At 62.1% G+C, this 16,370-nt stretch carries 11 protein-coding genes; 5 read left to right on the forward strand and 6 right to left on the reverse strand.

Features of this window, described 5'->3' with window-relative positions; genetic code table 11:
• Window positions 1-147 precede the first annotated feature (147 nt).
• Window positions 148-2,256 carry a DNA gyrase/topoisomerase IV subunit B gene (locus Q4G32_RS11535; protein ID WP_303351563.1) on the reverse strand — a complete coding sequence of 703 codons (2,109 nt, stop codon included), beginning with the start codon at window positions 2,254-2,256 and terminating at the stop codon, window positions 148-150.
• 347 nt (window positions 2,257-2,603) lie between these two features.
• On the opposite strand from Q4G32_RS11535, the gene Q4G32_RS11540 reads away from it, so the two are divergent.
• Window positions 2,604-2,804 (forward strand): DUF7455 domain-containing protein, encoded by a 201-nt coding sequence (locus Q4G32_RS11540; protein ID WP_303351565.1) that lies wholly within the window; start codon window positions 2,604-2,606, stop codon window positions 2,802-2,804.
• Window positions 2,805-2,984: 180 nt separating this feature from the next.
• Here Q4G32_RS11540 and alsS read toward each other — a convergent pair whose 3' ends face one another.
• The 5 genes from alsS to Q4G32_RS11565 form a co-directional block, all read right to left on the reverse strand.
• Complete coding sequence (alsS, locus tag Q4G32_RS11545; RefSeq protein ID WP_303351566.1) at window positions 2,985-4,661, reverse strand: acetolactate synthase AlsS; 1,677 nt, start codon at window positions 4,659-4,661, stop codon at window positions 2,985-2,987.
• 198 nt (window positions 4,662-4,859) lie between these two features.
• The gene (locus tag Q4G32_RS11550) at window positions 4,860-6,434 is read right to left on the reverse strand and encodes an RNA polymerase sigma factor (protein WP_441327502.1); all 1,575 of its coding nucleotides are present in this window, start codon (window positions 6,432-6,434) and stop codon (window positions 4,860-4,862) included.
• Between the two features lie 186 nt (window positions 6,435-6,620).
• Window positions 6,621-7,841 (reverse strand): DUF4192 family protein, encoded by a 1,221-nt coding sequence (locus Q4G32_RS11555; protein WP_303351568.1) that lies wholly within the window; start codon window positions 7,839-7,841, stop codon window positions 6,621-6,623.
• A gap of 303 nt (window positions 7,842-8,144) precedes the next feature.
• A complete protein-coding gene (locus Q4G32_RS11560; protein ID WP_303351570.1) occupies window positions 8,145-9,428 on the reverse strand; it encodes an MFS transporter in 1,284 nt (427 codons plus the stop codon).
• Between the two features lie 26 nt (window positions 9,429-9,454).
• Entirely contained in the window at window positions 9,455-10,369 is a 915-nt protein-coding gene (locus Q4G32_RS11565; RefSeq protein WP_303351572.1) for a PAC2 family protein, read from the reverse strand.
• A gap of 344 nt (window positions 10,370-10,713) precedes the next feature.
• Here Q4G32_RS11565 and Q4G32_RS11570 point away from each other — a divergent pair, with 344 nt between their 5' ends.
• The 4 genes from Q4G32_RS11570 to Q4G32_RS11585 all read left to right on the forward strand — a co-directional run bounded on the left by Q4G32_RS11570 (window position 10,714) and on the right by Q4G32_RS11585 (window position 16,357).
• Entirely contained in the window at window positions 10,714-12,342 is a 1,629-nt protein-coding gene (locus Q4G32_RS11570; RefSeq protein ID WP_303351574.1) for a leucyl aminopeptidase, read from the forward strand.
• 118 nt (window positions 12,343-12,460) lie between these two features.
• Complete coding sequence (lpdA, locus tag Q4G32_RS11575; protein WP_303351576.1) at window positions 12,461-13,849, forward strand: dihydrolipoyl dehydrogenase; 1,389 nt, start codon at window positions 12,461-12,463, stop codon at window positions 13,847-13,849.
• Between the two features lie 119 nt (window positions 13,850-13,968).
• Window positions 13,969-15,861 carry a 2-oxoglutarate dehydrogenase, E2 component, dihydrolipoamide succinyltransferase gene (gene sucB, locus Q4G32_RS11580; RefSeq protein WP_303351578.1) on the forward strand — a complete coding sequence of 631 codons (1,893 nt, stop codon included), beginning with the start codon at window positions 13,969-13,971 and terminating at the stop codon, window positions 15,859-15,861.
• A 145-nt stretch (window positions 15,862-16,006) separates the two neighbouring features.
• Window positions 16,007-16,357, forward strand: a complete 351-nt coding sequence (locus Q4G32_RS11585; RefSeq protein ID WP_303351579.1) for a hypothetical protein — start codon at window positions 16,007-16,009, stop codon at window positions 16,355-16,357.
• Window positions 16,358-16,370 lie beyond the last annotated feature (13 nt).

Below are 16,370 nucleotides of genomic sequence, written 5' to 3' on the forward strand. Positions count from 1 at the left end.
GCTTATGTTGTGATGCCTGGTGAACACCTCAAATTTTACGGAAAATACCCTTCCAAAAGCATCCAGTTGCCACAGGTTCCCAACACAACCCAACAGAAACCCACTGTTTGCCACCTGGTTGATCTGTGTCAACCACGGTGGCGCACCTCAAGCGTCGATCCGCTCCGTGTCCAGCTGGGCAGCTCCGGCAATGATGAAGTCCTTGCGCGGGGCAACTTCTGAGCCCATCAACAGGGAGAAGGCGCGTTCGGCCGCCTCCGCGCCCTCCACGGTCACCCGGCGCAGCATACGGTGACGGATGTCCATGGTGGTTTCCGCCAGTTGGTCAGCGTCCATTTCGCCCAAGCCCTTGTAGCGCTGGATCGGCTCCTTGTAGGACCGGCCCTCCGCTTCCAGATCGGACAGCAGCGTGTGTAGCTCACGCTCGGAGTAGGTGTAGACCATCTCATTGGGCTTGGAGCCCCGATTGACAATTTCCACCCGGTGCAACGGCGGGACCGCCGCGTACACCTTGCCGGCCTCCACCAGCGGCCGCATGTAGCGGTAGAACAGTGTCAGCAACAGAGTGCGAATGTGGGCGCCGTCCACGTCTGCGTCCGTCATCATGATGATCTTCCCGTAGCGGGCAGCTTCAACATCAAAGGTCCGGCCGGAGCCGGCGCCGATCACCTGGATCAATGCGGCGCATTCGGCATTGGCCAGCATGTCCGTGACGGAGGCTTTCTGCACGTTGAGGATCTTGCCGCGGATGGGCAGCAATGCTTGGTTCTCAGAGTCCCGGGCCAACCGTGCCGTCCCCAGTGCGGAGTCGCCCTCCACAATGAACAGCTCCGATGCGCCCACGTCCGTGGAACGGCACTCCACCAGCTTGGTGGGCATGGAGGAAGTCTCCAAGGCGTTCTTGCGCCGTTGGGTTTCCTTGTGGAGCCGCGCGGAGATCCGCGACTTCATCTCCGCGACCACCTTTTCCAACACCGCCGTGGCTTGGTTCTTTTGATCTCGCTTGGTGGCGGTCAGGGCCTTGGTCAGTTCTTTCTCCACCACCTTGGAGACAATTTGGCGCACGGCCGGGGTGCCCAAGATCTCCTTGGTCTGGCCTTCAAACTGGGGTTCGGCCAACCGAACGGTCAGCACCGCGGTGAGGCCCGCCATGACGTCGTCTTTGTCGATCTTGTCGTTGCCCACCTTCAAACGTCGGGCATTGGCTTCGATCTGCTTGCGGAACACTTTGACCAGGGCTTGTTCAAATCCGGTCTGGTGGGTTCCGCCTTTGGGCGTGGAAATGATGTTGACGAATGTACGCACCGTGGTGTCGTACCCGATTCCCCAGCGCAGCGCCACATCTACCTCGCAGTCACGCTCCACCTCCTGCAGACGCGAGTGTCCGCCGTCGTCAAGCACCGGAACGGTTTCCGTGAAGGAGGCTTCCCCCTGGAAGCGCCAAATATCCGTGACGGATTCGTCCGTGGCCAGGAAGTCGGCGAATTCGGAGATGCCGCCGTCGTGTTGGAAGACCTCCTCGTGGGTTGCCAGCTCCCCCGCGGTACCGGGCGCGCGGCGTTCATCCCGCACCGTGATCCGAAGACCGGGGATCAAGAATGCAGTGGTGCGGGCACGGTTGACCAAGTCCTGGTACGCGAACTGGGCATCCGGGGTGAAGATTTGGCGGTCTGCCCAGTAGCGGATTCGGGTACCCGTCACACCGCGGCGTGCTTTGCCAACCACTTCCAGTTCGGAGCCTGACACAAAGGCGGTGAAGGGTGCCTCCGGGGACGGTGCGCCCTTGTCCGTGAACGTGCCGGGCTCACCGCGTCGAAAGGACATCTGATAGGTCTTGCCACCACGGTCCACTTGCACGTCCAGCCGGGAGGAGAGCGCGTTGACCACGGAGGCGCCCACGCCGTGCAGGCCGCCGGAAGCCGTGTAAGAACCGCCGCCGAACTTGCCGCCGGCGTGCAGTTTGGTGAACACCACCTCCACGCCGGAGAGCCCTGTACGCGGTTCCTTGTCAATGGGGATGCCACGGCCGTCGTCGTGAACCTCCACGCAACCATCCCGGTGCAGGATCACGGTGATGTGATGCCCGTAACCGGCAAGGGCCTCATCCACGGAGTTGTCGATGATCTCCCACAGGCAGTGCATCAACCCCCGAGAATCCGTGGAGCCGATATACATACCGGGGCGCTTGCGCACAGCCTCCAGCCCCTCCAGGACGGAGAGGTGGCGGGCGTTGTACTCGGATTTGGTGGGGCTCACGTTGAAGGAGTCTCCTGCTGACGCGGGGAAGGTCCGCACCGGTGGTTGGGCGGACACCCGGCGGGTAGTCCGGGCGCCCTTACTCTAATGCGCTCGCCTGCACAGCAGCCCCGGAAGACGACGACGCGGCGCGTCACCACCGCACCGGGATCACCCTGTGGCGCGCATCAACGTGGTTGAGGCCCGTAGCAAGGCAGTTGAGCTCGCCACCAACGTGAGCCACGTGCGCGGTGGGCGAAAACACCTTCGGGGTGGAATGACTTTTCGGGTCCGCGTGGTTGTATGGACGTACTCGCGTGGAGGGTGAGACCGCCGTGCGAAGTTTCAGAGTCTGAAGGAGGATGTCTGTGAACGCCACACTAGAGACCCCTAAATTGAATGCCACCCATCGCTGCGATGCCTGCGGCGCCCAGGCCTACGTGCGGGTTGTCCTCCAGTCCACCGGAGGGGAACTCTTGTTCTGCGCCCATCACGCACGCGCCAACGAGGACAAATTGCGTCCCATGGCCGCGTCCTGGGAGGACGAAACCGAACGCATCAATGCCTGAGAGCATGATCTTGGCGGACCGGGTGGTGTGACCCGGTTGACATGACGGATGGCCCGGTACGGACGTACCGGGCCATCCGTTTGTTCTCAGCGCCTACCTACCCTCCGCCGAGTTGCCAGTTGCGTGGCCGCTGGGTGTCTCAGGGGCCACACCACTGACAACTCGGCGGAGGGTGAGGGGTTAGTTCAGCGCAGAATCGTCCAGGTGGGCAGCCAAGTCCACGTTGTCCGTGTAGTCCACTGCCACGTCCACAATGGAGACACCCGGAGTACTCGTGGCCTCAACGAAGGCCGACTTGAACTCCTCCAGGGTGTGCACCCGGTGGCCATGAGCATTCATGGCTTCAGCGAACTTCACGGAGTCATAATCCCCCAGCTCGACGCCGGAGGTGCGGCCGTATTTCATCACCTGCTGGAACGCCACCATGTCATAGGCGTTGTCCCGCATGATCACGTGTACCAGGTTCAGCCCCAAACGAGTGGCTGTTTCCAAATCCTGAGCGGAGTAGAGGAAGCCACCGTCACCAGAGATGGACACCACGGGGTGCTCCGGGCGGACCAGTGCTGCTGCAATGGCCCACGGCAGCGCCACGCCCAAGGTCTGCTGGCCGTTGGAGAACAGCAAGGTGCGCGGTTCATAGGTGCGGAAATAACGGGCCAGGTAAATCGAATGGGAGCCAATGTCGGCGGCCACCGTGGTCTTGTCATCCTCAATGAGGTCCCGGATCACATAGGCCAGGTGCCCGGGATGAACCCCCAGCTGCGTATCCGGCTTGGAGCGTGCCTGCGTTTCAAAAGCCGCCAAAGCATCCCGCTGCACGGCGATTTCATCCTGGGCCGCCTGGTCCAGCTCCACACCTTTCAACTGCTCGGCCAAGATCTCCAGGGTCTGGGCGATGTTCCCGCGCAGCTCCAAATTGGGCTGGTACGCGTTGTCCAGGTCCGCAGGGATGGTGTCCAGGTGAATGATCTTTCGATCCGCGCGGGTGTTCCAAATGATGGGGTCGTATTCCACGGTGTCGTAGCCGATGGTCAGCACAACATCCGCCCTGGAGAGCAAGATGTCCCCGGGCTGATTTCGGAACAGACCTACCCGGCCCAGGAAGTGCTGCTCCAGATCACGGGAGATGGCCCCGGCAGCCTGGAAGGTTTCCACCACGGGTAACCCGGTGGCTCGAACCACGTGGCGCAATGCTGCCGTGGATTCAGGGTCAGAGGCTCGTAGACCCACCAGCAGCACGGGACACGCGGCCTCTTTCACCGCCTGGACCGTGAGATCAATGGAGACCTGGGCTGCGGGCCCCTGCGGCGCCACGTGCTTCTTGCGCAACGCGGATTTGGTGGTGGGCGCGTTGGTCACGCTGGCCGGAAGCATCACGGCAGCCGCACCTTTGGGCTCAGTGGTTGCCGTGCGAAAAGCATTGGCCAACGCTTCCGCCACGTCATTGGGATCCGTGGATTCCACGGAAGATTTGGTCACCGGTGCCAAAAAGTTCACCGCATCCAGTGACTGGTGTGTGCGTTTGAGCCGATCAGGCAGACCCACCGTGCCCGCAATGGCCACCACCGGGTCCTGCTCCGTGGTGGCGGTCAGTAAACCCGTGGCCAGATTGGTGGTACCCGGGCCGGAGGTCACCAGCACCACGCCGGGAACTCTCGTCAAGCGCCCTACGGCTTGAGCCATGAACACGGCATTTTGTTCGTGCCGGCACACCACCAGTTGGATCTCCGGGGCATCCACCAGTGCGTCATAGACCGAGTCGATCTTGGCGCCAGGCACTCCGAACACATATCTCACCCCCTGCTCACGGAGAGTGTCGACCACCAGTTGTGCGCTACGAACACTGCTTTCACTCATGAGTCACCAGATTTGCGGTTCAGTTGGGGTTAGAACTCTTTGATCGTATGACTCCGCGTGGGGTTTGGTTGCTTTCTGCGGGGTAATTCACGTCATCCCATGACTCACCTCACACCCCGCAACCACAACGACGCCGGTGGCGCACCGTGCAAGGTGCGCCACCGGCGTCGTCGTTGGGAACCAGCTCAGGCTGCGGTATCAGTCCAAGTAATCGCGCAGCACTTGTGAGCGGGACGGGTGACGCAGCTTGGACATGGTCTTGGACTCTATCTGCCTTATCCGCTCACGGGTCACCCCATAAACCTTGCCGATCTCATCCAGGGTCTTGGGCTGTCCATCGGTCAGCCCAAAGCGCATGGCCACCACTCCGGCCTCCCGTTCGGAGAGGGTGTCCAGCACCGAATGCAGTTGCTCCTGCAGCAGGGTGAAGCTGACGGCATCTGCCGGCACAACGGCCTCAGAATCCTCAATCAGATCACCGAATTCGGAGTCACCGTCCTCACCCAGCGGCGTGTGCAAGGAGATGGGCTCACGGCCGTACTTCTGGACCTCAACCACCTTTTCAGGCGTCATGTCCAGTTCTTGGGCCAACTCTTCAGGAGTTGGCTCGCGGCCCAAGTCCTGCAACATCTGCCGCTGCACACGGGCCAGCTTGTTGATGACCTCCACCATGTGCACCGGGATACGGATGGTACGGGCCTGGTCAGCCATGGCACGGGTGATGGCCTGTCGAATCCACCAGGTGGCGTAGGTGGAGAACTTGAAGCCCTTGGTGTAGTCAAACTTCTCCACCGCACGGATCAGACCCAGGTTTCCTTCCTGGATCAAGTCCAGGAACAGCATGCCGCGGCCCGTGTAGCGCTTGGCCAGGGAGACCACCAGGCGGAGGTTGGCCTCCAGTAGGTGGTTTTTGGCGCGCTTGCCGTCATGGATGACCCAGCGCAGTTCTTTCTTCTGCTCCCGGGTCAGGGAATCGGCGTCGTCCTTGTACTTGTGCTCGGCGAACAGGCCAGCTTCGATCCGCAGGGCAAGATCAACTTCTTGCTCGGCATTCAGCAGGGCAACCTTGCCGATCTGCTTCAGGTAGTCCTTGACCGGGTCAGCAGTGGCTCCGGCGGAAACCACCTGCTGAGCGGGGGCGTCGTCGTCATCATTGGTGGAGAGCACAAACCCGCGAGCCGACTCCTGAGATGCCGTGGTCTTGCCGGTGGGCTTGGCCACCACCTCAGTTCCGGACTTGGCATTCTCAGCGTCCTCCGGAGCAACGGCCTCGTCCTCCTGATCGTCCTCGGCCTCATCGGCGGAGTCCTGGGAGTCCGAGTCCTCCGAGTTGTCCTCCTCCAGGGAGTCATCAACGTCGAATTCGTCGTCCTCATCCAGGTCTTCGGCCTGCGAGGCAGCTGACGCGGCCTTCTTGCCACCACGAGCGCCGGTGGCCTTCTTCTTGGTGGAAGCCGCCTTGGCTGCTGTCTGCTCCTGCTCCTCACCAACCTCAGAGGCGCCTCCGGCTGCGGTTGACTTGGCAGCGGACTTCTTGGCCGTTGCCTTGGTAGGCGCCTTGGAAGAAGTCGCCCGAGCCGCCGTACCGGCCTTGGCAGCAGTGGTTTTCTTGGCTGCGGTCGTTTTCTTGGCGGCAGTGGTCTTTTTGGCTGCAGTGCTCTTCTTGGCGCTGGTCTTGGCCGCACTGGTGGTGCCCGACGACGCCTGATCCACGTCCGCGCCATCTTGAGGCTGTGCGGATGCAGTCGTCTTGTTCGTGACAGCTGGTGACACTGGGAACCTTTCGTTGCTCGACACGGTGCTGTGACTTCCGGTCATAACACCTATGACCCTGTCAAGTCCCACCGGCGATCATAACCGCCGTGGAGGACAAGAAGGGTCTTCAGGTGGTTGCAACCAACACCCGGTGTGTCTTGTTCCCGTTCTGCAGAAAAACTCCGCAGAAATTTCCACGGCCGCTCAGCGGCGCCACGCGGTGTCCCGGCGGGATGCCCACACTGGCACCGGTCGCGTGGCAAAAAGTTGCCGAAGGCGCTGGATTCCTGGATGCCAGGGTGCCACCGCTTCTGCCCTGGACAGACAGTATTCAGCGCGGGAACCGCGAGCGCGGAAGCGCTCCAGATGTGCCCGCGCTATCCACAAGGAGGCTTCCATGGTGGGTAGTGGCGAGGCGGTACCGGGGGCAGACAGCGAATCGACGGTCAGACTCAGATGTTCCAGGACAATGGCGCACCGATCCACGGAATCCCAGTCAGGTGTTCCTTGCCATTCACCCAACATCACCTGCGCAACGTGGAGCAGTTCATGACAATCTGCATATTCTGCGGGGTATTGGCAGTCCTGGCTGGACGACGGTGAATCGGCAGTGGGCAGCGGGGTTTTTGCCTGAGATTTTTCCCCCTGGGATGCCGCCTGCCACTGGACCCACGCGGTGCTAGAAGCCTCCATCTCACCGGTCAGTGCCATGGCCAGCACCAGATCAGCACCTATGGGGTCCACCACGGCCAGCAGCAGTTCCGTGAGTTCTCGGCTGGTTCCCGCAGTGGTGGGGGCGCCCCGCTCAACGCTGGTGATGGTGGCCTGCCACTGCTCCAGAAAACTGAGCCGCCATGAGCAGTCCGTCCAATCATGCTCGGGATGTTGGTCAGTCCAGGCGGACTGCATGCTCGGGGAGTTGGCCCAAGCAGCCGGGTCTTCCTCCACCACACTGCCGTCACACACCAACGCCGCGTACATGCTGCTGTTCCGGATTTTGGCCACGTCATGGAGGTCCCGGGGCTCTTCCACAGGCCACCACTGGGCGCCTTGCAGACACCAAGCATCTTGCACCTCATGTCCGGAAAGACCACCGGCCTTGGTCACTGCCTGAGTCACCACCTCCGCCAAGGCCTGGGCTTGCTCTCTCTCCCGGGCCGAGTGATAACCGGCCTCCGGGGCCGCACCGTAAACCGCAATGAACATTGAGGTGCCCACGGTGTCGTACTCCAGAATCTCCCTCATCTGGGTGATCCAGGAGAGCAAAAACTGCTGATCTGCCAACTCTTCAAGCGTGGGTAATTCCAGACGCAGGCAGGGCCCCACGGAGTTCGACGTCGTGGTGATCACTGCCACCGAATGCTGCGGCCAGAAGCCCAGGGTGTGCGGCAGGATGGCCAGAACATCCGCGGCGGTTCGTGCCACCGGACGATACGGGTCTGGGTGTGCGTGGGCTCCGGCGGTGGGGGCCTGCCCCCGCCCTTGCCGTGTCCGGGATGATCGGGATGCGGAGGCGGTCCTCCCAGCGGGGCGACGGCTGGATCGGTGACTACGGTTCTTTTTACGGGAGTGGCTGCTCATGGACCCACTGTGAGTGCCACATCACCGCCCTGTCCTGGGCTTTGCGTAATCTGTGGACTGTTCAGGGCAATGATCGGCACTCAACGCGGCCTGTGGAGGTTCCTCCACTGGTGGGGGGCAAAACCCGGCGCGTGAGATGCCCGGCACTCACACGGATTGCGCTCCGTACCGGGCGCGAACGCGCCGTGCGCTGACGGCCATACCAGCCACACCCACCGCTGCCACCACAACCTGCATGGCCATGGCCACCCTGAAAGCCTCCGGCGCATAGGCATCGGTGACCCAGCCCCAGTGCACCTGAAGATCCAAGGTGAGCCCAATCAGATAAATGGCCGCCAGGGACGCCACAAAGCCGCCAACGTTGGTGATCCCGGTGGCTGTACCGATCCGACGTCGCGGAGTGAAGGACTGCACAATGTTGAAAGCAACCATTGAGGCCGGAAGGCTCATGGCAATGGCCACCACCGCAGCAAGCACCACCAGGAATGGTGCGGTGCCCGGCCACAGGATCAGCACGGCCCACGCTGTGAAGCCAGCCGCGATCACAGCGTAGGACAGCTGCACGCGACGATTCGGGCGGCGAGCCACCCAGCTGCCAATGCTCATTCCCACCAAGAAATTGGTCAGCACAAAAAATGTCATCACAAAGGACGCCTGCCCCAAGGACAAGCCCTGGGCATTCTGCAAGTAGGGATACCCCCACATCAGGGCAAAGACCGTACCGATGAATTGCACCGTGAAGTGGACCCAGAACCCCAATGCCGTGGCGGGCTCGCGGAGGCATCGAATCACTGCGGCACGCGTGCGGCGCACCGCCAAGGACGTGTTGACCGGCCCCTGGCCATCTGGGGTGTCCCGCAGGAACGCGACCACCAAGACTGCCACCACCACGGACAAAGCGGCCATGGCCAGGAACGACGGCGTCCACCCCACCCACCCGAGCAAAGCGCTGAACGGGACCACGGAAAGCAACTGGCCAAAGTTTCCCGCCGTGCCCACCAGCATGGTCATCACAGGGGTCTTGGACAGCGAAAACCATGCCGGGATGATCCGCAACACACAGATGAAGGTGGCGGCATCGCCCGCCCCAACCAGAACACGGCCCGCAACTCCCCACCCCAGGGAATCGGCCAGCGCCAGGACCACCTGCCCAGCAGCCATCAGAACAGCGCCAACGGCCACCATCATGCGCGAACCGAACCGATCCACCAGAACCCCTACGGGGATTTGCAGGCCCGCATACACAAAGACCTGCAACATGGTGAACAGGGACAATTGAGAAGCCGTGGCTTGGAAACGGTCCGCCGCTTCCAAGGAGGCCACACCAAAAGAGGTGCGCTGCGCCACCGCTGTGAAATACGCCAGAATCCCCACCGCTATGACCAGGTAGGCCATGGCGGAGTCGCGGCCGTAACGCTTCTGTGGTGACATCAGGGATCGAGCAGGCCGTTCAGGCCTCAGTTCTCATCTGGTTGATTGGCCAGAAACGCCTCCACAGCTGCACCGATTTCATCTGCGTCAGGCAGTTCGGATTCATCCCCGGCCAACAGGGAGCGTTGCTCACTGTGATCCACGATTTCGTCGTAACGCGTTTCCATGGACTCAATCACGGCCTGGACCTCCGGCGCCCCGGAGACTTGCTCCTCAATACGCTGCATCACATCCGCACCGGCATCGCGCAGGGAATCGGTGGGCAGGGTCAATCCCGTGGCCGCAGCAACGTGTTCAAAGGCAGTGACTGTGATCTGAGGCAGCCGGGCGTCCGCCAAGTACTGCGGCACATGCACACTCAAACCAATGGTGTCCACACCCAACTCACCGAACCGGATTTCCAGCTGCTGGGCCATGGACGAACTCATCTCCGCCACGGGCCGTTGATGATGATTCTGCGCCACCAGATCGGTACGGGTGCCGTGCACGGAGACCAGGAATGGGCGGGTGTGCGGCACGGGCATGGGAATCCCCGTCACATTCACCACCAAGGAGGTGTCAAGGCGCTGCGCCAATTCCACAACGGCCTCCGCAAACCGATTCCACTGCAGGTCAGGTTCCGGGCCCGTCAGCAAGCTGAAATGACGGCCCAGCGGGTCAGTCAGACCGTAAAGAGTCAGTTCAGGGTTGTCCACGCGCTCAAAGTGGTCCTCCACAAAGCGCACGTGTGGACGGCGTGCCCGGTAATCCTGCAGCTCATCTGGATCAAAACGCGCCAAGACATCGTGTGGCAGGGATTCCAACAAGGTCTCGCGGATCTGCCCGCTCACCTGTCCGCCTTCGGCATAGCCGGACAGGGAGATCAGCAACGGAGCCCCGTGCAGACGCGGGTCATCCAGAAGGCTGGGATTGCCCAAATACAACTCGGAAGGTTCAGCCACAGTTCACTCCTGGTCTTGACGTCTACCCAACTCTATGTGGGGCCTCAGCTACCTGGGGCTTGCGCCGCGCAGCCACGGACCTACGGATCGGTAACACGGATTGACGACGTCGATATTCCCGCACCCCTCGCCGTCAGCCACCCTGTACTGGGCCTCCAGCCTCAAGTCGGGACCTCCAGCCTCCATGTCTGCGGCCCTGGAGGCCCATGCTCCGGGCGAACACCTCATGTGCTGTCCGAGGCCAGCGATACCATCGCAAGAGAACCCCGGCCACAGCTACACCGGCCGCACCAGCGCTGGCGGCACAACCGTCCAGCGCACCCGACTGGAAGGTGATTGTCCACATGCCACGCACCACGTCCCGCCGTCGCTCTGCCCGTGCAGCTGAGAACACCACTGCCTCCGCACCTGCGCTGATCGAACTCCTCCCGCAGGAATCAGTGGCCGTGACCGCCACGGACAAGAAACTGGCCAAACTCTCCGCCGACGCCCTTGTGGTGGCCGTGGCCAAAACCCCCGCCGGCCCTGATGTACTCATGCCCCTGGATGCCAAGGGCTTGCCGGAGAACCTTCAAGAACAGGCGCAAACAGTCGGAGCCTCCGGTGCTGCGGATGAAGTGCTCAAAATCGCAGCCCCCAAAGGTTCTGCGTGGTCTCTGATCGTCTTGACGGGTCTGGGCACCGGGGAAGAGTCCGGCTCGGAAGTGGAGGCTTTACGCCGAGCTGCTGGTGCAGCCACCCGGGCCCTCACCAAGACCCAGCACGCCGTGTTCGCTCTCCCGGTGGAAACCCTGGAGGAGGCTGGCGCTGTGGCGGAAGGAATCGCCCTGGGCGCCTATTCCTTTGCTGCCCAGAAGGGCAAAACTGCGCACACCGTTGGAGCACCCTTGGCCAAGGCCACGGTGCTCGCCCCGGGACTGGACAGCAAGGCTCTGGTTGCCGCCTGTAGCCGCGCAGACACCGTGGGACGTGCGGTTTCCCGCGCTCGTACACTGGTCACGCTGTCCCCGGACACGGTCTACCCGGCCGCCGTGGCGCAGTTGGCGGAGGACCTTGCCGAACGCAGCTCCGGCGCTGTCTCCGTGGAAATCCTGGATGAGGCTGAACTCGCCCAGGGTGGTTTCGGCGGTTTGATCGGCGTGGGCCAAGGCGCCTCCCGGCCTCCCCGTTTGGTCCGCGTGGGCTGGGAGCCCAAGAACCCCGTGGAATCCGTTGCTCTGGTGGGCAAGGGCATCACTTTTGACTCGGGCGGCCTCTCCCTGAAGCCCGCTCAGTCCATGGAGACCATGAAGTCGGACATGGCCGGCGCTGCGGCTGTTTTGGCCACCGTGTTTGCGGCGGCAGAAGCCGAGCTGCCCGTGTCCGTGACCGGATGGTTGTGCCTGGCCGAAAACATGCCGTCATCCACCGCCACTCGTCCGGGGGATGTGATCCGCATCCGTGGCGGCCGCACCGTGGAAGTTCTCAACACGGACGCTGAGGGCCGACTGGTCTTGGCAGACGGGCTCGTGGCTGCGCGGGAAGAAGACCCCGGTCTGCTGCTGGACATCGCCACCCTGACCGGCGCCCAAATGGTGGCCTTGGGTACCCGCACCGCAGCGGTCATGGGTGACGACGACGCCGTCGAAACCGTCCTGGCCGCATCTGTGGCCTCCGGTGAAGACCTGTGGCCCATGCCCTTGCCGCATCATCTGCGAGCTTCCCTGGATTCCGAGGTTGCAGACCTGAAGAACATTGGCGACCGCAACGGCGGCATGCTCTCTGCGGGACTTTTCCTCAAAGAATTTGCCGGAGCCCAGGAGGCCGCGGAGGAATCCGCCGTGGAGCCTGTGGGGCCTTGGGCACACCTGGACATTGCCGGGCCGTCCTTCAACGACTCCAAGCCCTGGGGTTACACCCCCAAGCAGGGCACGGGCTTTGGGGTCCGCACCATGTTTGCCGCCGTGGAACTGGTGGCCGGCCAACCAGTGTGACGTCCCCGAGTACGCCGCGCCTGGTTCGTGTGGCTGAGCGCCTACCGGCTTGACTAGAGTAGGCCTGAACCACAGTGAGCCTGGTGCGGCGCAAAGGGCGGCTGCCACCAGAGGATCAATGAGCAAGGGAGCATCATCCGTGGCGGAGAATGAGTTTGACATCCTGGTACTGGGCGGCGGCAGCGCCGGCTACGCAGCAGCGTTGCGGGCCGTGCAGCTGGGATACACCGTGGCCCTGTTTGAAAAGAGCAAGGTGGGCGGCACCTGTCTGCACTGGGGCTGCATCCCCACCAAGGCATACCTGCACTCCGCCGAGCTGGTGGCTGATGCCAAGGAATCTGAGAAGTACGGCGTGAAGCTGTCCGTGGATTCCGTGGACATGGGTGCGGTGCGGGATTACAAGAACGGCATTGTGGCCGGGAAGTACAAGGGTCTCCAGGGGCTCTTGAAGTCCAAGAAGATCACTGTGGTGGATGCTTTCGGCAAGCTCACCGGTGAAAACACCATTGAGGCTGATGGCACCACCTACACCGGCAAGCACATCATCCTGGCCTCCGGCTCCGTGTCCAAGACCATGGGCATTGAGATCCGGGACCGCATCATGACCTCCACGGAAGCCTTGGAGATCGACTGGACGCCCAAGTCAGCGATTGTGCTGGGGGGCGGCGTGATCGGCTGCGAGTTCGCGTCCATGTGGAACTCCTTTGGCGTTGAGGTCACCGTGATTGAAGGTTTGGATCACCTGGTGCCCAATGAAGATCCTTCGATCATCAAGATCCTGGAAAAGGAATTCAAGAAGAAGGGCATCAAGTCCAACTTGGGCACCTTCTTCGAGAAGGTTGAACAGGATGAAAACGGCGCCAAGGTGACTCTTGCGGACGGCAAGGTCTTTGAAGCGGACGTGGTCCTGGTGGCCGTGGGACGGGGACCCAACACCGCTGAGATGGGTTATGAAGAAGTCGGCATCCCCATGGACCGTGGATTCGTGACCCCGAACGAACGCCTCCACACCGGCGTCGGCAACATCTACGCCATCGGTGACATTGTCCCCGGCGTCCAGCTGGCCCACCGCGGCTACCAACAGGGCCGTTTTGTGGCGGAAGAGATTGCCGGTCTCAACCCCGCGATCGTGGAAGACGTCAACATCCCCAAGGTCACCTTCACCGAACCGGAAATCTCCTCCGTGGGCTACTCCCAGCCCAAGGCTGAGGAGAAGTTCGGCAAGGAGAACATTCAGACCGTGGAGTACAACCTGCTGGGCAACGGCAAGTCCTCCATCTTGGGCACCGGCGGCATCATCAAGCTGGTGCGGGAAAAGGATGGTCCCATCATTGGGTTCCATGCCATCGGCAAGCGTATTTCCGAACAGATCGGCGAAGGCCAACTGATCGTCAATTGGGAGGCCTATCCGGAAGATCTGGCTGCCTTCATCCACGCTCACCCCACGCAGAATGAAGCCATCGGTGAAGCCGCCATGGCTCTGGCCGGAGCACCACTGCACGGCTGAGTCCTCCCGTGGCCCGGTTCGTTTCAGAACCGGGCCACGGGACTCGGGCCATCACCCGAACTCCTACGCACTAACGCACAAGCTGTCCTAAGCGCACAGAAGAAAGAGACGGTCAGACAATGTCCGAAACCGTGAACCTTCCGGCCCTCGGTGAATCCGTCACCGAAGGCACCGTGACCCGCTGGCTCAAGGAAGTCGGAGACGAGGTTGCCGTTGACGAACCCCTGGTGGAAGTTTCTACCGACAAGGTGGACACCGAGGTTCCCTCCCCCGTGGCCGGCGTGATCGAAAAGATCTTGGTCGACGAGGATGAAGACGTTGAAGTCGGTGCACCCCTGGTGGTCATCGGTGACGGCTCCGGTTCCGGAGACTCCGGTTCCGATTCTGGCGACGCTGATGCTAAGGACGCCCAGGAAGAGTCAGAGGACTCCGCAGATTCCGGTGAAGCTGATTCCTCCGCGAGTGATTCCCAGGAGGACCAGCAGGAAACCTCCCAGCAGTCCTCCGACTCCACCCCCAAGAAGTCCTCGGGTGGCTCCGGGACCGAGGTCACTCTCCCCGCGCTCGGCGAGTCTGTGACCGAAGGCACCGTGACCCGCTGGCTCAAGGAGATCGGCGAAGAGGTTGAGGTTGATGAACCTCTCCTGGAGGTCTCCACGGACAAGGTGGACACGGAAGTCCCCTCCCCTGTGGCCGGCACGCTGTTGGAGATCAAGGTCCAGGAAGACGAAGACGCAGAAGTTGGCCAGGTGTTGGCGCTGATCGGTGATGCCGATGCCGCCGGCTCCTCCGATGACTCCCAGGATTCTGCCGATTCGGGTGACTCTGCGGATTCCGGTGATTCTGCCGACTCCGCCAAGAGTTCCGATGAGGACATTGAGGATGCGGCAGCATCTTCGGCCACTCCGGAGGCCACGGATCAAGCTGCCGAGGAAAAGTCCTCAGCTTCAGCCAAGGATGACTCCGCCCAGAACGCGCAGAAGGAAGAGACCAAGAAGTCTTCCGAGCCCTCGGGTGAGAAGAAGGACCGGGAGGCGGCATCGGCGTCGTCGAACTCCGATTCCGGTTCTGAATCCACCACCGCCTATGTGACTCCGTTGGTGCGCAAACTGGCCAAGTCAAAGGGCGTGGACCTGAGCGCGGTCAAGGGAACCGGTGTTGGCGGACGCATCCGTAAGCAGGATGTGCTGGCCGCCGCAGAATCGGCTCCGGCCTCCTCGGGTGCTGCTCCCGCTGCCGCACCGGTGGCTGACAACGGTGAGCCCACCACCATCCTGCCGGTTTCCGACAAGCGCGGCACCACGGAGAAGGCTCCGCGCATCCGGATGACCATTGCCAAGCGCATGCGCGAATCCCTGCAGGAATCTGCGCAGCTCACGCAGGTCACCGAGGTGGACATGACCCGTGTGGCAACGCTGCGCAACAAGGCCAAAAACGCGTTCCAGGACAAGCACGGCGCCAAGCTGACTTTCCTGCCGTTCTTTGCCCAGGCTGTTGCGGAGGCTTTGAAAGCCAACCCCGCACTGAACGCCACGTTCAAGGAAGCCGACAAGGAAGTGGTTTACAACGGCTCGGAGGATCTGGCCATTGCGGTGGACACTCCGCGCGGCCTCCTGGTCCCCGTGATCCGCAATGCCGGTGACATGCAGCTGCCGGGTCTGGCCTCCTCGATCGCGGATCTTGGAGCACGGGCCAAGGACGGCAGCATCGGCCCCGATGAACTGACCGGCGGCACGTTCACCATCACGAACATCGGTTCCTTCGGTGCGCTGTTCGACACCCCCATCATCAACCAGCCGCAGGTTGCCATTTTGGGTACGGGAACCATCGTCAAGCGCCCCATGGTCATTCAGGACGCCGACGGCAATGACGTGATTGCCATTCGCCACATGTGCTACCTGTCGCTGACCTACGATCACCGGATCGTGGACGGTGCCGACGCCGGACGCTTCCTGCAGACCATGAAGGCCCGTCTGGAAGAAGGCCGGTTTGAAGGGGCACTGGAACTGTGATGTGACGGGGATTCGCCGCACGCGCAACTGCAACCGCAGTTGAAGTAGGCGGTTCCCTGTCAGCACGGTGTTGCGTTGCTCACCCCAGCGGTGGCGCGTTGTGAGGAATCACAGCGCGCCACCGCTCTTTAGTAGGCTGAAAAACATGGATTTTGTGCATTCTCTGCTTGTTCTGATTCACCTCTTTGGTGCCGCGGTGATCATCGGCACCTGGATCGCCACCTTCAAGAAGCCCACCGTCACCGGGTGGCAGTTCGGCGCAGCCATCGCCATGCTGGTCTCCGGCCTGCTGCTGGTCACCCTCAATGAGTTCAACCCGGACGTGACCGTCAACCACGCCAAGGTGGGGGTCAAGTTGATCCTGGCTCTCGGTGTGTTCGTGGCGGCTCTGATTGGTTGGCGCAAGCAGCGCAAGGGTGAGCCCGTCTCCACCGGCTTGGCGCACGGCACCGGCGGCACCGCTTTGATTGCCATGATTGTGGCAGTCATGTGGTGACTCACGGCCTTTG

This window comes from Kocuria sp. (assembly GCF_030538595.1).
GTDB lineage: Bacteria > Actinomycetota > Actinomycetes > Actinomycetales > Micrococcaceae > Kocuria.

Excerpts from the sequence above, each read along its gene's own strand:
- lpdA (WP_303351576.1), top strand. The coding sequence starts at position 12,461 with ATGAGCAAGGGAGCATCATCCGTGGCGGAGAATGAGTTTGACATCCTG.
- Q4G32_RS11570 (WP_303351574.1), top strand. The coding sequence starts at position 10,714 with ATGCCACGCACCACGTCCCGCCGTCGCTCTGCCCGTGCAGCTGAGAAC.
- alsS (WP_303351566.1), bottom strand. The coding sequence starts at position 4,661 with ATGAGTGAAAGCAGTGTTCGTAGCGCACAACTGGTGGTCGACACTCTC.
- Q4G32_RS11585 (WP_303351579.1), top strand. The coding sequence starts at position 16,007 with ATGGATTTTGTGCATTCTCTGCTTGTTCTGATTCACCTCTTTGGTGCC.
- sucB (WP_303351578.1), top strand. The coding sequence starts at position 13,969 with ATGTCCGAAACCGTGAACCTTCCGGCCCTCGGTGAATCCGTCACCGAA.
- Q4G32_RS11560 (WP_303351570.1), bottom strand. The coding sequence starts at position 9,428 with ATGTCACCACAGAAGCGTTACGGCCGCGACTCCGCCATGGCCTACCTG.